The sequence below is a fragment of the Streptococcus sp. 27098_8_69 genome (genome assembly GCF_041432445.1).
Lineage (GTDB): Bacteria > Bacillota > Bacilli > Lactobacillales > Streptococcaceae > Streptococcus.
Genome location: NZ_JAPVZO010000004.1, coordinates 60,472 through 85,471 on the forward strand (window position 1 = coordinate 60,472; position 25,000 = coordinate 85,471).

Below are 25,000 nucleotides of genomic sequence, written 5' to 3' on the forward strand. Positions count from 1 at the left end.
GATGACTTCGTGAAATGGAATATAAAAAGACAGATTCGAGGAATCTATTAAATTAAAAATACAGAAATCATAGATTTGAAAAATAATTGAAATATTTTAGATTGCACGCTTAATATAAAATAAAAAACTAGCCATGGAATTAGTAGTAGCTACTAAATTCTATGACTAGTTGTAGAGTTTAAGGTTTTGACTTGATAATTTTAGTTTGTTTAGACAGTGATTGGAGTGTTTGGTCACTTAATTTTGAATCCGTTATAATGGTGTCGATATCTGAGATATTGTAAAATGTGAAGAAATCAAATTTATCAAATTTGCTATGGTCAGCTAGGAGATATTTTTTGTTGGCGTTTTCAAGTGCTAATTTCTGCGCTTCACCTTCGTCTTCACTAAAAGTAGCGATAGCTTGATCCTTGATACCATTACAACTAACGAAGGCTTTTGAAAATTGCAAACTAGCGATATCTTGAAGAGTGAGAGTACCGACAAAAGCTCCTGTAATTGAACGATAATTACCACCGATTAGAATGAGATCAGTTAGCTTACGCTCGTTTAGAATAAGAAATACAGGCAAACTATTGGTAACAACACGAATGTTATCGATAGGAAGCTCACGCGCAAAGAATTCTAATGTGGTACCTGGACCAATGAAAATAGTTTCTCTTTCTTCAACTAAGTGACCTGCAAAGCGAGCAATTTCTTGTTTTTCTGCTGTTTGTAGCCCTTGTTTTTCAACGTTAGAACGCTCATTATTTAATAAGGAACCTGTTCGAAGTTTTTCAGCACCGCCATGAACTCGAACCAGCAAATCCTTATCTGCTAACTCTTGTAAATATCGTCTAGCTGTCATATCGGAAATATCAAGGCGATTCATAATCTCTTTAACAGTGATAGTTCCTTTTGTATTAACAATGTCTAAAATAGTATCTAATTTTTCTTGCTTCAGCATTGAACCACCCCCAAATCTAATATTATTTTATCATATTTTAAACAGCTAAGCAACTTAAAGAAAACAAAAATAAACAAAAAAAAACATCTAGTTTGTAAACTTAGATGTTTTTTTAGGTTAGGTATTAATTTAGTCCATAGTTATAGTCATCATCCTGCATAGCTTCAACTTCACCAAGTAGATAGCCATTACCAACTTGAGAGAAGAAGTCGTGGTTTGATGTACCAGTTGAAATCCCATTCATAACGATCGGGTTGACATCGTCAGCTGAATCAGGGAAGAGAGGATCTTGCCCCAAGTTCATAAGGGCTTTATTTGCATTGTATCGAAGGAAGGTTTTAACCTCTTCAGTCCATCCGACTTCGTCATAGAGGCTCTCTGTGTAGCCTTCTTCATTCTCATAAAGAGTATAGAGAAGGTCGTACATCCATTCTTTGAGTTTTTCTTGTTCATCTTCTGGCAATTCATTGAAACCAAGTTGGAATTTGTAGCCGATGTAGGTTCCGTGTACAGACTCGTCACGAATAATCAACTTGATGATCTCAGCTACGTTGGCCAACTTGTTGTTTCCAAGATAGTAGAGAGGAGTGAAGAAACCAGAGTAGAAGAGGAAGGTTTCAAGAAAAACACTAGCTACTTTCTTTTCAAGTGGCGTTCCGTTTAGGTAGATTTCATTAATAATTTCAGCTTTTTTCTGAAGATATGGATTGGTATTAGTCCATTCAAAAATTTCTTCAATTTCAGACTTGGTATTTAAGGTTGAGAAGATAGAAGAGTAAGACTTAGCATGAACAGATTCCATAAATTGGATATTGTTAAAAACAGCTTCCTCGTGAGGCGTACGAATATCAGCACGAAGGGCTTGAACACCAGTTTCTGATTGCATGGTATCCAAAAGGGTCAAACCTCCAAAAACTTTACCAACAAGGTCTTTTTCCTTGTTAGAAAGCTTTCTCCAGTCATCTAGGTCATTTGACAAGGGAATACGCGTATCGAGCCAGAATTGCTCAGTCAGCTTTTCCCAGGTTGATTTGTCGATGACATCTTCGATGGCATTCCAGTTAATAGCTTTGTAGTAAGTTTTCATTTGAAATCTCTTTCTGTGTGTAGTAATACGATAACATAATCATTCTTATTTTATCATAATTCTATTCTATAATCGAACAAAAAGTCGGAGGCCCGACTTTTATGTTCTTACATGATTTTATCAGCAAAATACGTTAAATGGATTAAGTAAATGTAATTTTTTTGAGAGTTGAATTAAATCACACAGCTCTCACATTGGTTAGCACCGACTTCTCCACCATCATCTGTAAAGGTACGGACGTAGTAGATAGACTTGATACCTTTGTTGAAGGCATAGTTACGAAGGATAGACAAGTCACGTGTTGTTTGTTTATTTTCTGATTTCCATTCGTAAAGACCTGTTGGGATATCACTGCGCATGAAGAGTGTGAGTGAAAGTCCTTGGTCCACGTGCTCAGTCGCAGCAGCATAAACATCAATTACCTTACGCATATCCATGTCATAAGCAGAAGTGTAGTAAGGAATTGTTTCTGTTGACAAACCAGCAGCAGGATAGTAGATCTTACCAATTTTCTTCTCTTGGCGTTCTTCGATACGTTGCGTAATTGGGTGAATAGAGGCAGAAACATCGTTGATGTAGCTGATAGAACCATTTGGCGCTACAGCAAGGCGGTTTTGGTGGTAAAGTCCATCTGCTTTAACTTTATCACGAAGTTCAGCCCAGTCAGCAGCAGTAGGAATAAAGATATCTTTGAAGAGCTCTTTAACACGGTCTGATTTCGGAAGGAATTCGCCAGTTAAATACTTATCAAAGTAGCTTCCGTTAGCATAGTCTGATTTTTCAAAGTTGTGGAAGGTTACACCACGTTCACGTGCGATATTGTTTGACTCAACCAAGGTCCAGTAGTTCATAAGCATAAAGTAGATGCTTGTAAATTCAACAGACTCAGGTGATCCGTATTCGATCAATTGTTGAGCAAGATAGCTGTGAAGTCCCATAGCTCCAAGTCCAAATGTATGAGCTTGGCTGTTTCCGTGGTCGATAGTAGGAACAGCGACGATGTGTGAACTATCTGTAACAAAAGTAAGGGCACGAACCATAGCACGGATGGAGCGACCAAAGTCAGGTGAAGTCATCATGTTGACCACGTTTGTTGAACCAAGGTTACATGAGACATCAGTACCCATTTTTAGGAACTCCTGAGCATCATTGATAAGACTTGGTTCTTGGACTTGAAGAATCTCTGAACACAAGTTACTCATGATAATCTTACCATCGACAGGATTTGCACGGTTAGCAGTATCGATGTTTACTACATAAGGATAGCCAGATTCTTGTTGCAATTTAGAAATTTCAGTTTCCAAATCACGCGCTTTGATTTTTGTCTTACGGATGTTTGGATTTGCAACTAGCTCATCGTATTTTTCTGTGATATCGATGTAGTTAAATGGCACGCCGTATTCAAGCTCTACAGAGTAAGGACTGAAGAGGTACATTTCTTCATTTTTACGAGCCAATTCGTAGAATTTATCTGGAACCACAACACCAAGTGAAAGAGTCTTGACACGCACTTTTTCATCGGCGTTTTCCTTCTTAGTTGAAAGGAAGGCGATGATATCTGGGTGAAAGACATTGAGGTAAACAACCCCAGCACCTTGACGTTGACCGAGTTGGTTAGAGTAAGAGAAGCTGTCTTCGAAAAGCTTCATAACTGGTACGACACCAGAAGCAGCACCCTCATAGCCTTTAATAGGAGCTCCAGCTTCACGAAGGTTGCTGAGGGAAATTCCCACACCACCACCAATACGTGAAAGTTGAAGAGCAGAGTTGATAGAACGTCCGATAGAGTTCATATCATCTGTTACCTGAATCAAGAAGCAAGATACCAATTCACCACGACGTGCACGACCTGCATTCAAGAAAGAAGGAGTAGCAGGTTGATAACGTTGGTGGATGATTTCATTAGCGATATCAATAGCAATCGCTTCATCACCATCCGCGAAGTAAAGGGCATTAAAGAAGACACGGTCTTCCATGCTTTCAAGATAGTACTCTCCGTCATTAGTTTTCAGAGCATACTGATTATAGAATTTATAGGCAGCCATGAAAGACTTAAATTGGAAGTTCTGATCCTTGATAAATTGATGCAGTTCTTCCAAAAATTCTGGACGGTATTTCTTGATAAATGCTGTCTCAATGTAGTTATGCTCAATGAGGAAGTTGATTTTATCCGTTATTGAGTCAAAAACCATTGTGTTAGGTACAACATTTTCTTTAAAGAAGGCTTCTAAAGCTTCCTTGTCTTTGTGAAGCATAATTTGTCCATTAACAGGACGGTTAATTTCATTATTAAGACGGAAGTAAGTCACATCTTCAAGTTGTTTTAATCCCATAAAAAATCCTTTATCTAATTACAAAAGAAAGGCTTCTAAGGTAGACATAGAAGCTTTTGTCCTGGTTCTTAAGCAAGTTGTTTGAGTTTACCTGGTTGGAAACCAGAGAAAACTTCTGTTGGTGTCTGAATAATAGGAGCAGCACTAAAGCCGAGCTCTTTTACTTGATCAATGTATTCAGGTTGTTCATCAAGATTGATTTCTTTATATTCAACATTATTACTGTCTAAAAAACGTTTCGTCATTTTACATTGGACACAGTTGTTTTTAGAATATACGGTTACCATTTCTGTAACTCCTCTTTAAAAAATTATTACTTTCTTAGTATATCAGAAAAAAAAACTTTGTCAACTTTCTAAAACTAAATCTTGTGTACTTATTTTACCGATTTTACTAACAAACACAATATATAGTGTAGCATTAAAAAATAATTACAGAAAAAGCAATGATTTCATTATAGGTGTCTCGACAAAAACTACATACTGTGTTTTGCTAAATTTAATAGAAGATTTTCAGCAAGTTATCTGAAAGGAAATTGAAGAAAGTCCATAAAATACTTGAAAAATATCAATGAAGGTGATATAATACTAAATTGTAAGGGTTATCAGATATGTAACTCAACAAGAAAACTATTAAAGGAGAGTCAAACTATGGCTTCTAAAGATTTCCACGTAGTGGCAGAAACAGGTATTCACGCACGTCCAGCAACATTGTTGGTACAAACAGCTAGCAAATTTGCTTCAGATATCACTCTTGAGTACAAAGGTAAATCAGTTAACCTTAAATCTATCATGGGTGTAATGAGCCTTGGTGTTGGTCAAGGTGCTGACGTTACAATCACTGCTGAAGGTGCAGACGCTGATGACGCTATCGCTGCAATCTCAGAAACAATGGAAAAAGAAGGATTGGCATAAGGAAATGACAGAAATGCTTAAAGGAATCGCAGCATCTGACGGTGTTGCAGTTGCAAAAGCATATCTACTCGTTCAACCGGATTTATCATTCGAGACTGTTACAGTCGAAGATACAAATGCAGAAGAGGCTCGTTTGGATGTTGCTCTTGAAGCTTCTCAAAACGAGCTTTCTCTTATCCGCGAGAAGGCTGTAGGTACGCTTGGTGAAGAAGCGGCACAAGTATTTGACGCCCACTTGATGGTTCTTGCTGACCCTGAATTGATCGGTCAAATCAAAGAAACTATCCGTGCTAAGAAAGTGAATGCAGAAGCAGGTCTGAAAGAAGTTACAGACATGTTTATCACAATCTTTGAAGGCATGGAAGACAACCCATACATGCAAGAACGTGCAGCGGATATCCGCGACGTAACAAAACGTGTATTGGCTAATCTCCTTGGTAAAAAATTGCCAAACCCAGCTTCTATCAATGAAGAAGTGATCGTGATTGCTCACGACTTGACTCCATCTGATACAGCTCAATTGGACAAAAACTTTGTAAAAGCTTTTGTAACAAACATTGGTGGTCGTACAAGTCACTCAGCTATCATGGCTCGTACACTTGAAATCGCTGCAGTTTTGGGTACAAACAACATCACTGAAATCGTTAAAGATGGTGACCTACTTGCCGTTAATGGTATTACAGGTGAAGTAATTATCAACCCTACTGAAGAACAAGCAGCTGAATTTAAAGCAGCTGGTGAAGCTTACGCTCAACAAAAAGCTGAGTGGGCACTCTTGAAAGATGCTCAAACAGTTACTGCTGACGGTAAACACTTCGAATTGGCAGCAAACATTGGTACTCCAAAAGACGTTGAAGGTGTTAATGACAATGGTGCAGAAGCTGTCGGTCTTTACCGTACAGAGTTCTTGTACATGGATTCTCAAGACTTCCCAACTGAAGACGAGCAGTACGAAGCATACAAGGCTGTTCTTGAAGGAATGAACGGTAAACCAGTTGTTGTCCGTACAATGGATATCGGTGGTGACAAGGAACTTCCTTACTTCGATATGCCTCATGAAATGAACCCATTCCTTGGATTCCGTGCACTTCGTATCTCTATCTCTGAAACTGGAGATGCAATGTTCCGCACTCAAATCCGTGCTCTTCTTCGTGCTTCTGTACACGGTCAATTGCGTATCATGTTCCCAATGGTTGCGCTTTTGAAAGAATTCCGTGCAGCTAAAGCAGTCTTCGATGAAGAAAAAGCTAACCTTCTTGCTGAAGGTGTTGCAGTTGCGGATGACATCCAAGTTGGTATCATGATTGAAATTCCTGCGGCAGCAATGCTTGCAGACCAATTTGCAAAAGAAGTTGACTTCTTCTCAATTGGTACAAACGACTTGATCCAATACACAATGGCGGCAGACCGTATGAACGAACAAGTTTCATACCTTTACCAACCATACAACCCATCAATCCTTCGTTTGATTAACAACGTTATCAAAGCAGCTCACGCTGAAGGTAAATGGGCTGGTATGTGTGGTGAAATGGCTGGTGACCAAACAGCTGTTCCACTTCTTGTCGGAATGGGCTTGGATGAGTTCTCTATGTCAGCAACATCTGTACTTCGTACACGTAGCTTGATGAAGAAACTTGACACTGCTAAAATGCAAGAATACGCTAACCGCGCTCTTACAGAATGTTCAACAATGGAAGAAGTTCTTGAACTTTCTAAAGAATACGTTAACTTCGATTAATCAATTACAAATCCTTGTAGCTTCTAGCTATGAGGATTTTTCTTCTATTTTGTAGAAAACTCCATCTGTAAAATTTATCAAAAATATGGTAAAATAGACAAGGGAAAATACAAGGAGGCTACAATGCAAAATAGACCAATCATTATCGGAGTAACAGGGGGATCTGGAGGAGGAAAGACAAGCGTATCTAAAGCAATCTTGTCACATTTTCCAAACGAGAAAATAGCTATGATTGAGCATGATTCCTACTATAAAGATCAATCTCATCTAACCTTTGAAGAACGAATCAAAACTAATTATGACCATCCTTTTGCTTTTGATACTGATTTGATGATTGCGCAAATCAAAGAGTTGTTGGCAGGACGTCCTGTAGATATTCCTACCTATGATTATGCTGCCCATACCAGAAGTTCTAAAACCTATCGTCAAGAACCTCAGGATGTCTTTATCGTAGAAGGAATCTTAGTTTTAGAGGACAAACGACTTCGTGATTTAATGGATATCAAGATTTTCGTAGATACAGATGATGACGTTCGTATCATTCGCCGTATTAAGCGTGATATGGAAGAGCGTGGTCGTAGTCTAGATAGCGTTATTGACCAGTATCTTGGTGTAGTGAAACCCATGTATCATCAATTTATTGAGCCAACAAAGCGTTATGCAGATATCGTTATTCCAGAAGGTGTGACTAATACAGTAGCCATTGATTTGCTGACAACAAAAATCGAAAAGATTTTAGAAGAAGCACGTCTAGCCCAATGATAAGTAGATAAAAGGCTGTTGGAAAGTAAATATCTTTCCAAGATTGATTTTTTCCCATATTGGTGAGTCTTTACAATCAAGCTTTTAGATAGTTTCGTCAAAGGGGCTTTTAGGAATCTGTAATCTTAATTAAATACAGAGTCAGTGACTTAGGGCAAATAAAAATCGAGGTCGGGATTTTCCCGACCTCTTATTTTTTGATTTTTTCAAGTCTCGGAACAATAACTAGGGTGAGTATTGCTGATATAATCAGTTCTGCGATAGAGTTTGTTGAGATAACAGTAGCTAATAGTTTTTGGATATTTCCGTCAAAAACATTTCCAAAGAGGAAGAAGATACCGCCTAGTACAAATACAGTATTAGTAAGAGAACCGAGCGCTCCCGCAAATATAAGCCCCGCCTTGTTTCTGAGGAGTTTATAGACAAAGTATGGTGTTAAACCAATTAAGATACGAGGAATAATAGCAATAGCAAGTGAAGCTAAATTCCCATTCGGCACAAAAGGAGAGAAGAGGTAGCTAGTTGGGAGAATAGTAATCGTATTGACTGTCAAGCTAATCATTCCCATCAAGAAACCTAAGATAGCCCCAATCCGTGGTCCGTAGATGATACTAGCAATGATGACCGGGATATGGACAATGGTTGGTTTAATTGGAAATGGCAAGACATTAAAGACAATAGAGCTTAGCAAATGAATGACAATCATGCTGGCAAAAAAGATAGCAATAGGAGCAATATTAGAGCGTTTGTTCATGAAGTTTTTCCTTTATCAGTTGTAAAATAGTATCAAGATCAGCAAGAGCACCCCGTCCTACATCGCCACAGGCCAGTAGGGATTCTTTAGGAGAAATAATTGTATAACCATAAGTTTCCAAAGTATTTAGGTTTGTTTGAGTTGCTGGATGGTCATACATTTTGGTATTCATGGCAGGTGCTACTAGTTTTGGTACGTAGTGGGGCAAGGCAAGAGCAGTAGCAGTCACCATATTATCTGCGAAACCGTGTGCTAGTTTTGCAATCGTATTAGCGGTTGCAGGAGCAAGGATAAATAAGTCTGTTTCTTTGCCAAGCTCGATATGATTGACTTTGTCAGGATAAGGTTCCTGCATAAGATCGAGATGAACTGTATTTTGAGATAAGACTTGAAGGGTTAAAGGTTGGATAAAGGCAGTCGCAGCCTGGGTCATAAGTACCGTAACAGAATGCCCCTGTTTCTTCAAGTTACTAACCAAATCAGCAGCTTTGTAAGAGGCGATAGACCCTGTAACAGCGAGTGTAATACGAGCCATAATTTTCCTTTCTAACAATCAAGTTCTTGAATTCTCTTGGTTAGCAAGTCAGCAATTTCTTGCTTGCTAGCAGCAATCTGATAATCTTTTTCTTCTACTAGATAAGCTAGGTGTTGATCAGCATTAATCTGAGTAAGGTCATTAGCGACAATCAAATCAGCTTGATTCTTTTTAAGACTTTCTCTAGCGATTTGAATCAGATGCTCCTCAGTAACATCGACAAGGAGTTTAAAGCCAATGAGATGGATACTTGGGTTCCATTCTTTGACAAGAGAAATAATTTTAGGATTTTTCTTGAGAAAAAGGACTTGTACCTCATCCTTAGAGGAGATCTTTGTTTCCATATTTTTCTTATGCAAAAATTCACTTAAATCTTGACTTGCTTGAACTTCATCGAGACCAGTCATGTAAACTGGGCTGTAGTCAGAAACAGCCATTGAATGAATCAAGACTTGATAATCAGGGACAATCCGTTTCATCTCTTGGAGTAAATCGGAAGTATTTCTGATTTCGATGACGGATAAATTTGAGTGTGGTTCTGGTTTTAGTGCTTGTTGCGTAGTAATTAGACAAACTTGGTGACCAGCCTTTAGTAAAGTCTCAGTTATTACTTTACCAAGTCTGCCAGTAGAGTGATTGGTAATGGAGCGAACTCGATCAATGGCTTCGCTTGTACCACCAGATGTAACTAAAATTTTCATAGAACTATTGTACAAAAAAATGAGCAGTAAGTAAAATGAAAGCGATAAAATCTAACTAAACTTTATAACTATATTATTATTGACAATTAATTTAAGATATAAGATAATTATTTTAGTTATATATGAAAAGGGGAAGCCGTTATGGACTTTTTTAAGTTTGCAGATAATATGGTTAAAGAAGCTAGTAAAGTAATTGATGATGCTAGTAAGACAACCAATAGCGTACTTAATGAAGCTGGAAAAGCTTTAGATAGCGCTGGAAAAGTTACAGGAGATTTATTATCAGATTCTGTAAAAGTAATAGGAGATGTATCAAATAAGATAGGAAATGTTGTTTCAGACGTTTCAGGTCAAGCTGCTACAGTAGCGAATGATACTGTTCAACAAGTAACAGAGGTGACAACTGGCACAATCAATCAAGCTGGAAAAATTGCAACGGAAGCAAAATCACAAATTGATTCAATAGATCTTTTTAATGGTAAACTAAGGTCCGAAGCCGTTGCGAATTACCATGAATCTATTCAAACATATAATGAAAAAGTCACAGATCTAACGAATAAATCGACTGAGCTTTATAAAACTAGAGACAAGGCGATTAAAGTTGTAAAAATCGTTGAAGAGAGAATTAGTAAATTAGCAAATAAACCGAAAGAATTTGAAACAAAATTAGAAGAAATAATTGTTGAAATACAGAATTTCGAAGATAAGCAGTTGGCTATTACTCAGGCAATAAAAGAAGCAGAATTAGCCAGCGGTAGTACGGCAGCTACAGCTTCTTTAAGTGCTTTAGGGGTGACAGTCGCAACTTTAGGTCCTACTGCCGCTATGGGAGTCGCAACTACTTTTGGTGTCGCATCGACAGGAACAGCAATTTCTAGTTTGACAGGTGCAGCAGCAAATAGTGCGGCATTAGCTTGGTTAGGTGGAGGCAGTATAGCCACAGGCGGAGGCGGTGTTGCTGCAGGTAATGCCTTTCTAGCTATGGCGGGGCCTGTTGGTTGGGGGATTGCTGGCTTAATGTTAACAGCGTCTGTCGGAGCAGGTGTTTTTGCTAATAAAAAAAACGAAGAAGTAGCTAAAGAAGCGCTTGATGAACAAAAGAAAATTGAGTTATTAATTAGACAAACTGAAAAATCAATAATAGAAATTAGTGAATTAATTAATTTAATTGAAAAGCAAACTGAGGGGATTTACTTTGCTAATCTTTCATTAATTGGAAATGATTATAATTTATTTACCGATGATGAAAAGTATCAAGCAGGTAGTTTGGTAAATTCAACCCTTTCTCTGACTGAAATGATCAATAAGGAAATTAAAGTAAATGATGGTTCAAGTTGCTAATAGAGCATTCTATCAAGGTATTGGAGCATATGTAAATTGTCTTAATAATCTTAGAATTCAAGACTTACAAATTGCTATGAAAATGATTGAGGATGAAGCTCGACAGGTCATTTTAAACAAGGACAATGCCTCTAAAATTCTAAACTATGCTAGAGATAACATTGAAGACGTTATTCTAAGGAATCGTGGAGGTAAGTACGGCGGTCACGGTTTTATTGCTGAATTCGCAGAAGCAGGTATTGTAAATGCTAGGAGAGCTTTTGAAGGATTAAATCCTATTGTAAAAGTATTGAATGATAATGGACCAGCCGATTTATTAATTGGCAGAAATACCATTCAAATGAAGTTTTATAATAATTTACGTGATGAATTAGCTCAATCATTTCATTACAGTGAAAAAATGAAAATGATGTTTCCAAAAGATCACGTGTTAGTATACGAAAAAATTATGACTGGCGCCAAAGAAGTTGAATTTAATGGTAAAAGATTGTCTATTAAACAAATTACGGATATACGACAAATGATTAATGATATTACTAAAAGCAAGGGACTTACTTCATATAAATCTTGGATGAAATCATCTGTTTTAAATTATGATGATGCTCAAAAAAATTCAATTAACCCTCTTTTAGATTTTGAAGAGAAGAATATTCGTAAAACACTTAGACTGAAACAACAAGAATTAAATAAAAAAAGATTAGTAGCACAAAAAAAAGCATTACCAAATATAAAAGAAGCTAATAGGGTTGCAAAAAATGCAGCACTTCTACAAGGTGGTTTCTCTTTAATATTTAGTATATATAATAAGTATTCTGATGGTAAAAATATCTTCGAATTTGAACGAGATGACTGGGAGGATTGTGGGCTGGAAGCTTTAGAAGGTTCTGTTAAAGGAGCAATCTCCGGATATGCTATATATGGACTTACTAATGTTTGCAAAATGAGTGCTCCTAATGCAAGTGCATTTGTAACAGCAAGTTACGGCATAGTAGATATTATTACTAAATTTAGAACAAATGAGATTACTGAGGATGAATTTATAAATTTTATAACTATCAATACATTGGATACAACATTAGCGACAATTGGTTCATGTGTTGGTCAAACACTTATTCCTGTCCCTGTCTTAGGAGCAGTAGTAGGTTCAATTGCTACTTCAATAATTTGGGAAATAGGTAAAGGGATTTTAAGTGATAGGGAGCAGGAATTAATTCAAAATTACAGGGAAAACTTAGATAACCATATCAAAAACTTAGATGATAAATACAAGATTATTTTTAATGATATTATAGATAAATATCATAAACTAGGACGATTACAGGATTACTCATTTGATTTATCACTCAATACTCGTCTCAGATTTGAGTATACAATTGAATTAGCTGAGCATATAGGAGTTTCTGATAATCAAATTCTACATGATTTATCAGAAATTGATAGCTACTTTTTAAATTAGTCGAAATCTCAAACTATAGTTAAAACTTATAAAGGCATATAAAAATTTAAATAGTAGCCAATAAATCCTTTGAGGACGCTATATTTACGAACGTTATCAAGCTTTATGTCTGTTAAAAATCTTGTTTTGTGTTATAATGAATTAACACATTTGAGGTAGAGGAGTTTGTTATGAAAACAGATATTGAAATTGCACAGAGTATCGAGTTAAAACCAATCGTTGATGTTGTAGAGAAACTTGGCATCTCTTACGATGATTTGGAATTATATGGAAAATACAAGGCTAAGCTTAGTTTTGATAAGATTCGTGAAGTGGAAAGTAATCCAGTCGGTAAATTGATCCTGGTTACAGCTATCAACCCAACACCTGCTGGTGAAGGAAAGTCAACCATTACCATCGGACTTGCTGATGCTTTGAATAAGATTGGTAAGAAAACGATGATTGCTATTCGCGAACCTTCTCTTGGACCAGTCATGGGGATTAAAGGAGGTGCAGCTGGTGGTGGTTATGCTCAAGTACTACCAATGGAAGATATCAACCTTCACTTTACTGGGGATATGCACGCTATCACAACTGCAAACAATGCTCTCTCTGCCTTGATTGACAATCACTTGCACCAAGGAAACGAGCTAGGAATTGACCAACGTCGTATTCTTTGGAAACGTGTTGTTGATTTGAACGACCGTGCTCTTCGTCATGTAACTGTTGGACTCGGTGGTCCTCTTAATGGAATTCCTCGCGAAGATGGATTTGATATCACTGTTGCTTCAGAAATCATGGCTATTCTTTGCTTGGCAACTGACATTGAAGACTTGAAACGTCGTTTGGCCAATATCGTCATCGGTTACCGTTATGACCGTACACCTGTTTCAGTGGGTGATCTACAGGTTGAAGGTGCCTTGGCATTGATTTTGAAGGATGCTATCAAACCTAACTTGGTTCAAACAATCTATGGAACACCTGCCTTTGTACATGGTGGACCATTTGCCAATATCGCCCATGGCTGCAACTCTGTATTGGCAACAAAAACTGCTCTACGTTTAGCAGATTACACAGTGACAGAAGCTGGCTTTGGTGCAGACCTTGGTGCAGAGAAGTTCCTGGATATCAAGACTCCAAATTTGCCAACAGCTCCAAGTGCAGTAGTTATTGTAGCGACTCTTCGTGCCCTTAAAATGAATGGTGGAGTTGCTAAAGATGCTCTTACAGAGGAAAATGTGGAAGCAGTACGTGCTGGATTTGCAAACTTGAAACGCCACGTTGAGAATATCCGTAAGTTTGGTATTCCAGCAGTTGTTGCTATCAATGAATTTGTCTCTGATACAGAAGCAGAAATCGCAGCCTTGAAAGAACTTTGTGCTTCAATCGATGTTCCAGTCGAACTAGCTAGCGTATGGGCTGATGGAGCTGAAGGAGGAGTGACTTTGGCTGAAACTCTCGTCAAAACAATTGACGAAAACCCAGCTAACTATACACGTTTGTATGACAACGACCTTTCTGTTCAAGAAAAAATTGAAAAGATTGTAACTGAAATCTATCGTGGTAGCAAAGTAAACTTTGAGAAGAAAGCTAAAACCCAAATTGCACAAATCGTTCAAAATGGTTGGGATAAACTACCAATCTGTATGGCTAAGACTCAGTACAGTTTCTCAGATAATCCAAACGCACTTGGAGCACCTGAAAACTTTGAAATTACCATTCGTGAATTGGTACCAAAACTTGGTGCAGGCTTTATTGTTGCCCTTACTGGTGATGTCATGACCATGCCTGGACTTCCAAAACGTCCTGCCGCTCTCAACATGGATGTTGAAAGTGATGGAACTGTTCTTGGATTATTCTAATTGAACAACAAAAAGACAATCTCGAAATCGAGTTTGTCTTTTATATTAATACTAAAAAATCTCCTAGAATGTGACTAGGAGATTTGTATTTTATTTCATAGTTGGGAAGAGCAATACATCACGGATAGTAGTAGTATCAGTGAGGAGCATGCAGAGACGGTCGATACCGATTCCCAAACCACCTGTTGGAGGCATACCGTATTCAAGGGCTTCGATGTAATCGTAGTCAATACCTGTAGCTTCATCGTCACCAAGTTCTTTGGCTTTGGCTTGGGCTTCAAAACGGCTAAGCTGGTCGATTGGGTCGTTCAACTCAGTAAAGGCATTTCCGTATTCTTTAGTCATGATGAAGAGTTCAAAACGGTCGGTAAAGCGCTCATCTTCAGGATTCTTCTTAGCAAGTGGAGATACAGCTACTGGATGACCATAGACAAAGGTAGGTTGAATCAAAGTTTCTTCAACAAATTCTTCAAAGAAAGCATTGATGATATGACCAACTTCAGTGTAGTGTTTTTCAACTGGAACTTTCTTCTCAGCTGCGATTGCCTTAGCTTCTTCGAAAGTCATATCTTTCCAGAAATCAACACCTGTAATTTCTTTGATAGCATCAACCATGTGTACACGTTTAAATGGTTCGTTGATCTTGATTTCAGTTCCTTGATAGATAACTGGACCGTCTCCTTTAACAGCTTTAGCAGTGTGTTGAATGATGCCTTCAGTCAAGTCCATGATATCTTGGAAGTCTGCGTATGCTTGGTAAACCTCGATAGAAGTAAACTCAGGGTTATGTGTAGCATCCATTCCTTCGTTACGGAAGATACGGCCAATCTCATAAACACGCTCCATACCACCAACGATAAGACGTTTCAAGTGAAGCTCAGTCGCGATACGAAGAACCATATCAATGTTTTGAGCATTGTGGTGTGTGATAAATGGACGAGCAGCAGCACCACCAGCTTCGTTGTGAAGAACAGGTGTTTCAACTTCTAGGAAACCTTTTTGATCAAGGTAACGACGGATTTCAGAGATGATTTTTGAGCGAGTAACAAAGCGTTCAAAGCTTTCACGGTTTGAAATCAAATCAAGGTAACGTTTACGGTAAATAGTTTCAACGTCTGTTAAACCGTGGAATTTCTCTGGAAGCGGACGAAGGGCTTTGGACAAGTGAGTGATATGTGTAGCCTTGATAGAGAGTTCTCCCATATCTGTACGCATCACTTCACCTTCGACACCAAGGAAGTCTCCTAAGTCAGCCTTTTTGAAGATTTCGTAGTTTTCTTCACCGACGGCGTCTTTACGAACGTAGATTTGGATTTGACCTTCACGGTCTTGAAGGTGGGCAAATCCAACTTTACCTTTACCACGTTTGGTAACAAGACGACCTGCAATAGTAGCAGTTTCGTTCAATTCATGTAGTTGTTCCTTATCGAGGTCAGCATATTTATCTTTTAATTCTTGTGAGTTAGCAGTGCGTTCAAAGCGTTTACCGAATGGATCGATTCCTTGTTCGCGGAGCGCAGCCATTTTTTCACGGCGAACGATCTGCTGGTCATTTAGTTCTTCCATATGTTCTGTTGACATGGTTTCCTCCTAGTTTTTACTCAATTCTTGATACGATGAGTCTTTTTTGCGATACTCCCATTTTATCATAAAAGTCAAATAAATTCACGGATATTCTACAAAATCTAAAAAGAACTTAACTGTGATTGTTAAGTTCTGTTCTAATTCTGATAAGAAGTGTCGTTCCAGACTAAGAGGTTAAAGTTTTTAAAGTCTTCTGTTTCGACAATAGTAACACTAGCATTTGCTAAACCGCCATCTTTTCTAAGTAGTGGAGTATCATAGCCTAGAAGAGTTCGAATACTGGCTGTGAGATTGGCTCCGTGACCGACAATCATGACATGTTCAAAAGGTTTGGACTCTAATGATTTGATAAATTGAATGGTTCGTTGAGTTGTTTGATAGACAGACTCTGCTCCAAACATAGTCGAATCGAATTTTGCTAGATTGGTACGAAAAGCTTTTAATTGCTCGGGATAGATGGATTCCAAGGTTGCAAATTTTGCACCTTCAAGTTTTCCAAGTTGCCATTCTCTTAGTGAGGGTATCTCCTCTAATGGACAGCTGTTTTTCAGTTGACTTTGGATAATTTGAGCGGAAGTTTTAGCACGAGGAAGATCACTAGAATAAATCACATCAAATGGAGTTTCCTGGAGATACCGACCTAGTTTTTTTAAGATTTCAATAGATTCATCTAAGAGTGGAGAATCCCCACTCGCTCCTTGAAAACGTCCCTCCAGATTCCAAAGTGTTTTACCGTGACGAATAAAATAGAATTTCATGTGTTACTTGCCTCCAAGATATCTGCAAATTCAGCTTTAACAAAGGATGCTAGATCTTGAGGATTGATAATGATACTATGACCAACCTCCCCTGCGGAAACAATCATTTCATTCAGTTGAAGAGCAGTTTGGTCGATAAAGATAGGATAGTTATGTTTTTGACGGATTCCAACTGGATTATTGGCGCCGTGGATATAGCCTGTTGTTTTTTCTAGGTCTTTTTGTGGAATCATGCTGACTTTCTTATTACCAGAAATCTTAGCCAGTTTCTTTTCAGAAAGATGTTCAGTGATAGGTACGATTCCAATAATTGGTCCAGTCTTATCTCCCAGAAGTGCTAGAGTCTTGAAAATCTGACTCTTTTCATAACCTTGAGGCATCTCACCTTCCAAGGCATTAATTTGAATACCTGTATGGTTTATTCCTGCCTTGGTTAAAATTTGTTGGACCAAGGTTTTCTTGACTTTTACTTTTTTTGCCATTATTTATACTTATCCTCCAATTGACTCATCCAAATACCTAACCAAATACCTAGAGCGAAGAAAAAGGCAATGATGACATAAGACACAAGAGATAATCCACTGTAGCTGATGCTTTCAGCATTACCAGCATTTGGAATGAGGATTAAGATTGTGCTTGAAAGAACAATTCCGATGATAAAGTGGTAGACACGAGATTGATAGACTCGGAGAGCGTAGTCCATAAATTTTGAAAAAATTATAAGAGTAGCAGCAGCTCCAATTCCTATTGGAAGGAAGGTACCAAATAAATCAAAAGTCTTAAACCCTGTTAACATAGGGCCATAAAGACCAAGAATCAAGAGAAGATTGGAAGGACTAAGCCCTGGAACCAAAATTCCAAGCGCCAACAAACAACCAGCCAGTGTGAAGTTAAGGAAGCTTGCAGATAGAGAACCAACTACAAAATTCAAGGCATAGAGGGCGATACCTGAGATGATGAAGGTTGCCCAAAACCATATGTGGTCAACCTTGTCTCTATCAGAGTCACGAGTTGATTCTTTGACAAGACTTGGGATGGTACCAATGATAGCTCCAGCAAAACTCCACAATACGTACACTTGATAATTCTCTAAAAGATACTCGATTGGATAGGAGAAAAGTCCGATGCCTAGAAGCATCCCAATACCGACAGGAAGGAAAAAGAGTACATCTTCTTTTAAATTCTTAAAAGGATGGGCAAGAAAACGAATCATTCTTTCGTAAATTCCCAAGATAGCAGCAAGGACGCCACCAGAAATCCCTGGTAGAATGAAACCGAGAGCAATAACAATTCCTTTAATAATTTTTGATAGCCATGATAACATAAAGGTCCTCCGAGATTCATATTCTATAAAGATAAAACAGTGATTTAATACTGAAAAATAAAGAAAAGCAAGCAGAAAGCAATGTCTGACTTGCTTATGGTGATAGTAATTAAGGATTTAAAAACAATTTTCTAAAGGTTTCTTCCTTGTTCTTTGATGAAGAAATAAGGTTCAAATCCAGATGATTTTCAAAGCCTCCAAGGCTTCCATGAGAGGTGTATTGGTGAAGTTCATAGTTAAGATCTGTTTTTGGAGCACTCTCGTAGTAACCCGAGTTGGTTCCATAGGACGGTATCCAGATTGCTGAGAAATTTTCCGTACTGATACTATGCTCCTCCATAAAGTAGACACCAACATAGATACCGATATTTTTAGCTCCCAATGAAGCTAATTTAGCACGAAAGGCCTCAACACCCTTGTTCATGTCAGACATAGTCTTGTCTTCAACATCCAACCAATAGTAGCTAGGATTATAGGGAGAAGCAGCATTATAGAAAACTTCGGCAGCTTTTTCCATTTCTTCGACATTTTTACCAGCTACAAAGGCATAAACAGCGACTGGAATATTCCGTTTTTGAAATTCTGTGATATGTTCTTTATAAGCCTTATCAACCCCATTTTTAAATGAAGCATCGTTTTCAACAGAAGCTTGAGCTCCACTATGAACCCGAACGATTGCACCTGAAATATTTTGAGTTAAGGTGTCATAATTGATCTCTGATGGTCTTTGCCAGCCAGAAACATCAATAATCGGCTTGTTGATATTATGTAAAGCTTGAGTTTCTACTTGAACTGGATTTTGCTTTGTTTTGACTGGATGGTCTTCGAACTTGGGTCTATTGATGATTAAAATACCCACGAGAGTAGCTAATACAGTAAAAATAAAAACAGGATTTATTTTCTTTCTCATACTTTTATAGTGTATCGTAAATGGTGAAAAAAATCAAAAAAAAATACTCGAAATCATCTAGAGAATGCGATGTTTTAGAGCATTTACCATCTTTTGTGTTTGAAAAAGCAAATTTATGATATAATATAAGGGAATTTCTATAGAAAAGAGAAAATTATGGCAAATTATGCAGTTATTTTAGCAGCGGGTAAAGGTACTCGTATGAAGTCAGATCTACCAAAAGTCATGCACAAGGTTGCGGGAATTTCAATGCTTGAGCATGTTTTTCGTAGTGTAGGTGCAATTGACCCAGAAAAGACTGTTACAGTTGTTGGACATAAGGCTGAGCTTGTTGAACAAGTTTTAGCCGGACAAACTGATTTTGTGAGACAGTCTGAGCAATTGGGAACTGGTCATGCAGTAATGATGGCTGAGCCAATTCTTGAAGGACTTTCTGGACAAACATTGGTTATTGCTGGTGACACACCACTCATTACTGGTGAAAGTCTAAAGAACTTGATTGATTTCCACGTAAATCACAAGAACGTAGCTACAATCCTAACTGCAGAAGCTGAAGATCCGTTTGGTTATGGGCGTATTGTTCGTAACGAGAATGCTGAAGTGCTTCGTATCGTGGAGCAGAAGGATGCGACTGATTTTGAAAAACAAATCAAGGAAATCAATACAGGAACCTATGTCTTTGATAATGCCCGCCTCTTTGAAGCTTTGAAGAATATCAACACCAACAATGCCCAAGGCGAATACTACATTACTGATGTGATTGGCATTTTCCGTGAAGCAGGCGAAAAAGTTGGAGCCTATACTCTGAAAGACTTTGATGAAAGTCTAGGAGTTAATGACCGTGTTGCCCTTGCGACAGCAGAAGGTATCATGCGTCGTCGCATTAACCAAGCACATATGGTCAATGGGGTTAGTTTTGTGAATCCTGAAGCTACTTACATTGACATTGATGTTGAGATCGCTCCAGAAGTTCAAATTGAAGCGAATGTAACCCTCAAAGGTTCTAGTAGGATTGGTGCAGGAACTGTTTTGACCAATGGAACTTATATCCTTGATAGCACTATCGGTTCAGGGGCTGTGATTACAAACTCGATGATTGAAGAAAGCACGGTTGCAGATGGCGTTACAGTTGGACCATATGCTCATATCCGTCCAGGATCAAGCCTTGCTAAAGATGTACATATCGGGAACTTTGTTGAAGTCAAAGGTTCAAGCATTGGGGAGAATACTAAGGCAGGTCATTTGACTTATATTGGTAACTGTGAAGTTGGTAGTGATGTCAACTTCGGTGCTGGAACGATTACTGTAAATTACGATGGTCAACACAAGTTTAAAACAACCATTGGCAACAATGTTTTCGTTGGATCAAATTCAACCATTATTGCTCCAGTAGAGCTCGGAGATAACTCTCTTGTTGGGGCAGGTTCAACCATTACTAAGGATGTTCCAGCTGATGCCATTGCTATTGGACGAGGTCGTCAAGTCAATAAGGATGAATATGCAACTCGCCTCCCTCATCATCCTAACAATAAATAGGAGCTAGCGATGGAATTTGAAGAAAAGACCCTAAGTCGTAAAGAAATCTATAGTGGACCAATCTTCCAATTGGTTCAAGACCAGGTTGAACTACCTTCTGGCAAAGGTAGAGCGCAACGTGATTTGATTTTTCACAATGGAGCTGTATGTGTCTTAGCAGTTACTCCAGAAAATAAGATTGTTCTAGTCAAGCAATATCGCAAGGCGATTGAAAAAGTTTCTGTTGAAATTCCTGCAGGAAAACTAGAAATTGGAGAAAACGCCGATCCTGAAGCAGCAGCCCTTCGTGAATTGGAAGAAGAAGCTGCCTACACTGGAAAACTGACTCTTTTGTATGATTTCTATTCTGCTATTGGTTTCTGTAACGAGCGCTTAAAACTTTACTTGGCAAGTGATTTGACAAAAGTTGAAAATCCTCGTCCGCAGGATGAAGATGAGACTTTGGAGTTACTTGAAGTCAGTCTTGACCAAGCTAAAGCACTGATCCAGTCAGGAGATATTTGTGATGCCAAAACTATCATGGCTATTCAGTACTGGGAATTACAAAGAAATAGTGGAGGAACCCATGGGTAAACCTTTATTAACAGATGAAATGATCGAACGTGCCAATCGAGGAGAGGACATCTCAGGTCCTCCCCTGCTAGATGATGAGGAAACTAAGATTTTACCGACTTCTTCTCAAAATTTTGGCTATTCGCGAACCAGAGATCATGGTTTTAGCCAGGATACACTGACAATCGAAGTTGAACCTTCTATTCACAAAAGTCGTCGGATTGAAAATACTAAGAGAAATGTCTTTAATTCTAAATTAAACAAGATTCTTTTTGCAGTCATTTTTCTTTTGATTTTGTTAATTCTAGCAATGAGATTTATTTAAGGGGTCTATCATGAAAATTGGAATTATAGCAGCTATGCCAGAAGAGCTAGTTTACTTGATTCAACACTTGGATGATGCCAGTGAAGAAAAGGTTCTGGGAAATAGCTATCATACTGGTAAGATTGGTTCTGTTGAGCTTGTACTTGTAGAGAGTGGTATTGGTAAAGTCATGTCTGCGATGAGTGTAGCTATCTTAGCGGATCACTTTCAAGTAGATGCAGTGATTAATACTGGTTCTGCTGGTGCAGTGGCAAGTGGAATCGCAGTAGGGGATGTAGTGATTGCAGACAAGCTTGCCTACCACGATGTTGATGTGACTGCTTTTGGTTATGAATACGGACAAATGGCTCAACAGCCTCTCTATTTTGAATCAGACAAAAAGTTTATCAGTTTGATTCAAGAGAGTTTGTCTAAACTGGATCAAACTTGGCATTTAGGTTTGATTGCGACAGGAGCCAGTTTCGTTGCTGGAGAAGATAAAATCAAAGCGATAAAAGAGCATTTCCCTCAAGTTCTTGCTGTAGAGATGGAAGGGGCAGCTATTGCTCAAGCAGCTCATGCTTTGAACCTTCCTTTCTTAGTCGTTCGTGCCATGAGTGACAATGCCAACCATGAAGCATCCGTTTCCTTTGATGAATTTATCGTAGAAGCAGGACGTCGTTCTGCCCAAGCCCTAATGACGCTTTTGCAGTCTATAAAGGACTAATAGAAGAACTACTGAGAGTGGGACAGAAATCGGTAATTCGTTAGAATTCGATTTCGTCGTCCCACCTCCGCACAGTTGAGTAGGGCTGTAAAAGCTGATGAAATCAGCGTAGTAGAGCCCACTCAACCACTGCGCCTTGCTCGACAATCAAAAGAGAATTGAGAGGCTAGGACTTTTGTCCCAGCCTTTTCTTGTCTAATCACCTAAAGTAATCCGAAGGCTCCTAAGAAAAGTTATTTTCAAACTTTTTTGATATAATAGAAACATTGACTTGAAGAATAAGGAAGAGAAAATGAACGAATTATTAAAGGGAATGAATGACCGTCAAGCCGAGGCCGTTCAAACCACAGAAGGACCTTTGCTGATCATGGCGGGGGCGGGATCTGGTAAGACTCGTGTTCTAACCCACCGTATTGCTTACTTAATTGATGAAAAGATGGTCAACCCATGGAATATCTTGGCCATTACCTTTACCAATAAAGCGGCGCGTGAAATGAAGGAGCGTGCTTATGGACTCAATCCAGCTACTCAAGATTGTTTGATCGCGACCTTCCACTCTATGTGCGTGCGTATCCTACGTCGCGATGCGGATCATATTGGCTATAATCGCAATTTCACGATTGTGGATCCTGGAGAACAGCGAACGCTCATGAAACGCATTCTCAAGCAGTTGAACTTGGATCCTAAAAAATGGAATGAACGCACTATTTTGGGTACCATTTCCAATGCTAAGAATGATCTGATTGACGATGTAGCTTATGCCGCCCAGGCAGGAGATATGTACACGCAAATTGTAGCTAAGTGTTATACGGCATATCAGAAAGAACTTCGTCAGTCAGAGTCGGTGGACTTTGATGACTTGATTATGTTGACTCTACGTCTTTTTGATCAAAATCCCGATGTTTTGACTTATTACCAACAGAAGTTCCAGTACATTCATGTTGATGAGTATCAAGATACCAACCATGCTCAGTATCAACTCGTTAAACTCTTGGCTTCTCGTTTCCAAAATATCTGCGTAGTTGGGGATGCTGACCAGTCTATCTACGGTTGGCGTGGTGCTGATATGCAGAATATCTTGGATTTTGAGAAGGATTATCCTCAAGCCAAGGTTGTTTTATTGGAGGAAAATTACCGCTCAACCAAAACCATCCTACAAGCTGCTAATGACGTTATCAAAAACAATAAAAATCGTCGTCCTAAGAATCTATGGACTCAAAATGCGGATGGGGAACAAATTGTCTACTACCGTGCTAATGATGAATTGGACGAGGCTGTCTTTGTTGCTAAAACCATCGATGAACTTGGTCGAAGCCAAAACTTCCTCCACAAGGACTTTGCAGTTCTTTACCGTACTAATGCCCAGTCTCGTACCATTGAAGAAGCTCTGCTTAAGTCTAATATTCCTTATACTATGGTTGGTGGAACAAAGTTCTATAGCCGTAAGGAAATCCGTGATATTATCGCTTATCTGAATCTCATTGCCAATTTGAGTGATAATATTAGTTTTGAGCGGATTATCAATGAACCAAAACGTGGCATTGGACCAGGAACAGTAGAGAAAATCCGTGACTTTGCCAACCTACAAAACATGTCGATGCTTGATGCTTCAGCTAACATCATGTTATCAGGGATTAAAGGTAAGGCAGCCCAGTCAATCTGGGATTTTGCCAATATGATTCTTGATTTGCGGGAGCAACTGGATCAATTAAGCATTACTGAGTTAGTGGAAGCAGTCTTGGAAAAGACAGGCTACGTGGATATTCTCAATGCTCAAGCAACCTTAGAAAGTAAGGCTCGTGTCGAAAATATCGAGGAGTTCCTTTCTGTTACCAAGAATTTCGATGATAATCCAGATAATCAGGAAGAAGAAACTGGCTTGGAGAAACTCAGTCGCTTCTTGAACGATTTGGCCTTGATTGCAGATACAGACTCTGGCAGTCAAGAAACATCAGAAGTAACCTTGATGACGCTCCATGCGGCCAAGGGACTCGAGTTTCCAGTTGTATTCTTGATTGGGATGGAAGAAAATGTCTTTCCACTTAGTCGTGCAGCAGAAGACATGGATGAATTAGAAGAGGAACGCCGTCTAGCCTATGTCGGTATCACGCGCGCAGAGAAAATTCTCTATCTGACTAATGCTAACTCACGCTTGCTGTTTGGTCGAACGAACTATAATCGTCCAACACGCTTTATCAATGAGATTAGTTCAGATTTGTTAACTTATCAAGGTTTGGCGCGTCCAGCTAATAGTAGCTTCAAAGCATCCTATAGTAGTGGAGGTGTCGCCTTTGGTCAAGGCATGAGCCTAGCTCAAGCCCTACAAGATCGTAAACGCAACGCAGCACCAAGATCGATTGAATCAAAAGGACTACCTTTTGGACAATTTGCTGCTGGATCAAAATCGGCTTCTAGTGAAACTAGCTGGTCTATCGGTGATATTGCTCTTCATAAAAAATGGGGGGAAGGAACTGTTCTAGAAGTTTCAGGAAGTGGATCTACTCAGGAATTGAAAATCAATTTCCCAGAAGTCGGCCTCAAAAAACTCCTAGCCAGTGTAGCACCGATTGAGAAGAAGTAGTAGATAGTTTCAATTTTTGAAGTTAATGACAACAGATTCATTTGATTCCACAGAGTTTAGTGGTACATAACTATGAATTTAACACCTTTACAGGTTATTGAAATTGGTAAAAACTTTCATTCTAATAATAAACTTGAGGGTGAATGTGTTTTAGATCCTAACCTTTTAAGATTAGAGCACTCTTATCCATATGAGTTTGAAAAGATGGATTACAAAGGTTCAACATTATGGTTTATGTTAGTTAAGTATCCGCCAAATAATTTTTTATTCGAAGACTATACATTAGTAATTTCAGATAAGGAGGCGAAGGTAGTTT

The 25,000-nt window shown here is 38.6% G+C and carries 24 protein-coding genes; 12 read left to right on the plus strand and 12 right to left on the minus strand.

Annotated elements, in window-relative coordinates; genetic code table 11:
• Positions 1-178: 178 nt before the first annotated feature.
• The 4 genes from O3658_RS02690 to nrdH all read right to left on the minus strand — a co-directional run bounded on the left by O3658_RS02690 (position 179) and on the right by nrdH (position 4,653).
• A complete protein-coding gene (locus O3658_RS02690; protein WP_371559169.1) occupies positions 179-946 on the minus strand; it encodes a DeoR/GlpR family DNA-binding transcription regulator in 768 nt (255 codons plus the stop codon).
• Positions 947-1,070: 124 nt separating this feature from the next.
• The gene (gene nrdF / locus O3658_RS02695) at positions 1,071-2,033 is read right to left on the minus strand and encodes a class 1b ribonucleoside-diphosphate reductase subunit beta (RefSeq protein ID WP_049526102.1); all 963 of its coding nucleotides are present in this window, start codon (positions 2,031-2,033) and stop codon (positions 1,071-1,073) included.
• 173 nt (positions 2,034-2,206) lie between these two features.
• Positions 2,207-4,366 carry a class 1b ribonucleoside-diphosphate reductase subunit alpha gene (gene nrdE / locus O3658_RS02700; protein WP_153225716.1) on the minus strand — a complete coding sequence of 720 codons (2,160 nt, stop codon included), beginning with the start codon at positions 4,364-4,366 and terminating at the stop codon, positions 2,207-2,209.
• A gap of 68 nt (positions 4,367-4,434) precedes the next feature.
• Positions 4,435-4,653 (minus strand): glutaredoxin-like protein NrdH, encoded by a 219-nt coding sequence (gene nrdH, locus O3658_RS02705; protein WP_000259242.1) that lies wholly within the window; start codon positions 4,651-4,653, stop codon positions 4,435-4,437.
• A 363-nt stretch (positions 4,654-5,016) separates the two neighbouring features.
• On the opposite strand from nrdH, the gene O3658_RS02710 reads away from it, so the two are divergent.
• From O3658_RS02710 to udk, 3 genes are all read left to right on the plus strand, one after another.
• A complete protein-coding gene (locus O3658_RS02710) occupies positions 5,017-5,280 on the plus strand; it encodes a phosphocarrier protein HPr (RefSeq protein WP_000146952.1) in 264 nt (87 codons plus the stop codon).
• Between the two features lie 4 nt (positions 5,281-5,284).
• Complete coding sequence (gene ptsP, locus O3658_RS02715; protein ID WP_025171271.1) at positions 5,285-7,018, plus strand: phosphoenolpyruvate--protein phosphotransferase; 1,734 nt, start codon at positions 5,285-5,287, stop codon at positions 7,016-7,018.
• Positions 7,019-7,141: 123 nt separating this feature from the next.
• Positions 7,142-7,780, plus strand: a complete 639-nt coding sequence (gene udk, locus O3658_RS02720; RefSeq protein ID WP_004253618.1) for a uridine kinase — start codon at positions 7,142-7,144, stop codon at positions 7,778-7,780.
• Between the two features lie 190 nt (positions 7,781-7,970).
• Here udk and O3658_RS02725 read toward each other — a convergent pair whose 3' ends face one another.
• From O3658_RS02725 to O3658_RS02735, 3 genes are read right to left on the minus strand one after another with little or no spacing between them, the layout of a single operon-like run.
• Complete coding sequence (locus tag O3658_RS02725) at positions 7,971-8,534, minus strand: ECF transporter S component (protein WP_049526104.1); 564 nt, start codon at positions 8,532-8,534, stop codon at positions 7,971-7,973.
• On the minus strand, positions 8,518-9,069 hold the full coding sequence (gene coaC, locus O3658_RS02730) for a phosphopantothenoylcysteine decarboxylase (RefSeq protein ID WP_371559170.1): 552 nt from the start codon (positions 9,067-9,069) through the stop codon (positions 8,518-8,520). Before coaC ends, O3658_RS02725 begins: the two co-directional genes overlap by 17 nt.
• Before the next feature lie 11 nt (positions 9,070-9,080).
• Positions 9,081-9,770: a phosphopantothenate--cysteine ligase gene (locus O3658_RS02735; protein WP_371559172.1), complete on the minus strand. Its 690-nt coding sequence runs from the start codon at positions 9,768-9,770 to the stop codon at positions 9,081-9,083.
• Between the two features lie 141 nt (positions 9,771-9,911).
• On the opposite strand from O3658_RS02735, the gene O3658_RS02740 reads away from it, so the two are divergent.
• The 3 genes from O3658_RS02740 (at position 9,912) to O3658_RS02750 (ending at position 14,408) form a co-directional block, all read left to right on the plus strand.
• Positions 9,912-11,111: a hypothetical protein gene (locus tag O3658_RS02740; RefSeq protein ID WP_371559174.1), complete on the plus strand. Its 1,200-nt coding sequence runs from the start codon at positions 9,912-9,914 to the stop codon at positions 11,109-11,111.
• Positions 11,092-12,567, plus strand: coding sequence for a hypothetical protein (locus tag O3658_RS02745; protein WP_060955675.1), 1,476 nt, complete (start codon positions 11,092-11,094; stop codon positions 12,565-12,567). The genes O3658_RS02740 and O3658_RS02745 overlap by 20 nt, the downstream gene beginning before the upstream one ends.
• A gap of 170 nt (positions 12,568-12,737) precedes the next feature.
• A complete protein-coding gene (locus tag O3658_RS02750) occupies positions 12,738-14,408 on the plus strand; it encodes a formate--tetrahydrofolate ligase (RefSeq protein WP_060955676.1) in 1,671 nt (556 codons plus the stop codon).
• A 90-nt stretch (positions 14,409-14,498) separates the two neighbouring features.
• On the opposite strand, the gene lysS is transcribed toward O3658_RS02750, so the two are convergent.
• The 5 genes from lysS to O3658_RS02775 all read right to left on the minus strand — a co-directional run bounded on the left by lysS (position 14,499) and on the right by O3658_RS02775 (position 18,984).
• The gene (lysS, locus tag O3658_RS02755; RefSeq protein ID WP_371559176.1) at positions 14,499-15,989 is read right to left on the minus strand and encodes a lysine--tRNA ligase; all 1,491 of its coding nucleotides are present in this window, start codon (positions 15,987-15,989) and stop codon (positions 14,499-14,501) included.
• A gap of 140 nt (positions 15,990-16,129) precedes the next feature.
• A complete protein-coding gene (locus tag O3658_RS02760) occupies positions 16,130-16,750 on the minus strand; it encodes a histidine phosphatase family protein (RefSeq protein WP_371559177.1) in 621 nt (206 codons plus the stop codon).
• Positions 16,747-17,232, minus strand: coding sequence for an aminoacyl-tRNA deacylase (locus O3658_RS02765; protein WP_301559664.1), 486 nt, complete (start codon positions 17,230-17,232; stop codon positions 16,747-16,749). The genes O3658_RS02760 and O3658_RS02765 overlap by 4 nt, the downstream gene beginning before the upstream one ends.
• Positions 17,232-18,074: a DUF368 domain-containing protein gene (locus O3658_RS02770; protein ID WP_248034219.1), complete on the minus strand. Its 843-nt coding sequence runs from the start codon at positions 18,072-18,074 to the stop codon at positions 17,232-17,234. Before O3658_RS02770 ends, O3658_RS02765 begins: the two co-directional genes overlap by 1 nt.
• Positions 18,075-18,183: 109 nt before the next feature.
• Positions 18,184-18,984 (minus strand): glycoside hydrolase family 25 protein, encoded by an 801-nt coding sequence (locus tag O3658_RS02775; RefSeq protein ID WP_248034220.1) that lies wholly within the window; start codon positions 18,982-18,984, stop codon positions 18,184-18,186.
• 156 nt (positions 18,985-19,140) lie between these two features.
• On the opposite strand from O3658_RS02775, the gene glmU reads away from it, so the two are divergent.
• The 6 genes from glmU to O3658_RS02805 form a co-directional block, all read left to right on the plus strand.
• Positions 19,141-20,520 carry a bifunctional UDP-N-acetylglucosamine diphosphorylase/glucosamine-1-phosphate N-acetyltransferase GlmU gene (gene glmU / locus O3658_RS02780; protein WP_371559179.1) on the plus strand — a complete coding sequence of 460 codons (1,380 nt, stop codon included), beginning with the start codon at positions 19,141-19,143 and terminating at the stop codon, positions 20,518-20,520.
• A gap of 9 nt (positions 20,521-20,529) precedes the next feature.
• On the plus strand, positions 20,530-21,093 hold the full coding sequence (locus O3658_RS02785; protein WP_371559180.1) for an NUDIX hydrolase: 564 nt from the start codon (positions 20,530-20,532) through the stop codon (positions 21,091-21,093).
• Positions 21,086-21,397, plus strand: a complete 312-nt coding sequence (gene macP / locus O3658_RS02790; RefSeq protein WP_060955683.1) for a cell wall synthase accessory phosphoprotein MacP — start codon at positions 21,086-21,088, stop codon at positions 21,395-21,397. The genes O3658_RS02785 and macP overlap by 8 nt, the downstream gene beginning before the upstream one ends.
• A 10-nt stretch (positions 21,398-21,407) precedes the next feature.
• Entirely contained in the window at positions 21,408-22,103 is a 696-nt protein-coding gene (locus O3658_RS02795; RefSeq protein WP_371559182.1) for a 5'-methylthioadenosine/adenosylhomocysteine nucleosidase, read from the plus strand.
• Between the two features lie 292 nt (positions 22,104-22,395).
• Positions 22,396-24,684 (plus strand): DNA helicase PcrA, encoded by a 2,289-nt coding sequence (gene pcrA / locus O3658_RS02800; RefSeq protein ID WP_371559183.1) that lies wholly within the window; start codon positions 22,396-22,398, stop codon positions 24,682-24,684.
• Between the two features lie 72 nt (positions 24,685-24,756).
• Positions 24,757-25,000: hypothetical protein (locus O3658_RS02805; protein ID WP_371559185.1), on the plus strand; the 244-nt coding region annotated here is incomplete at its 3' end.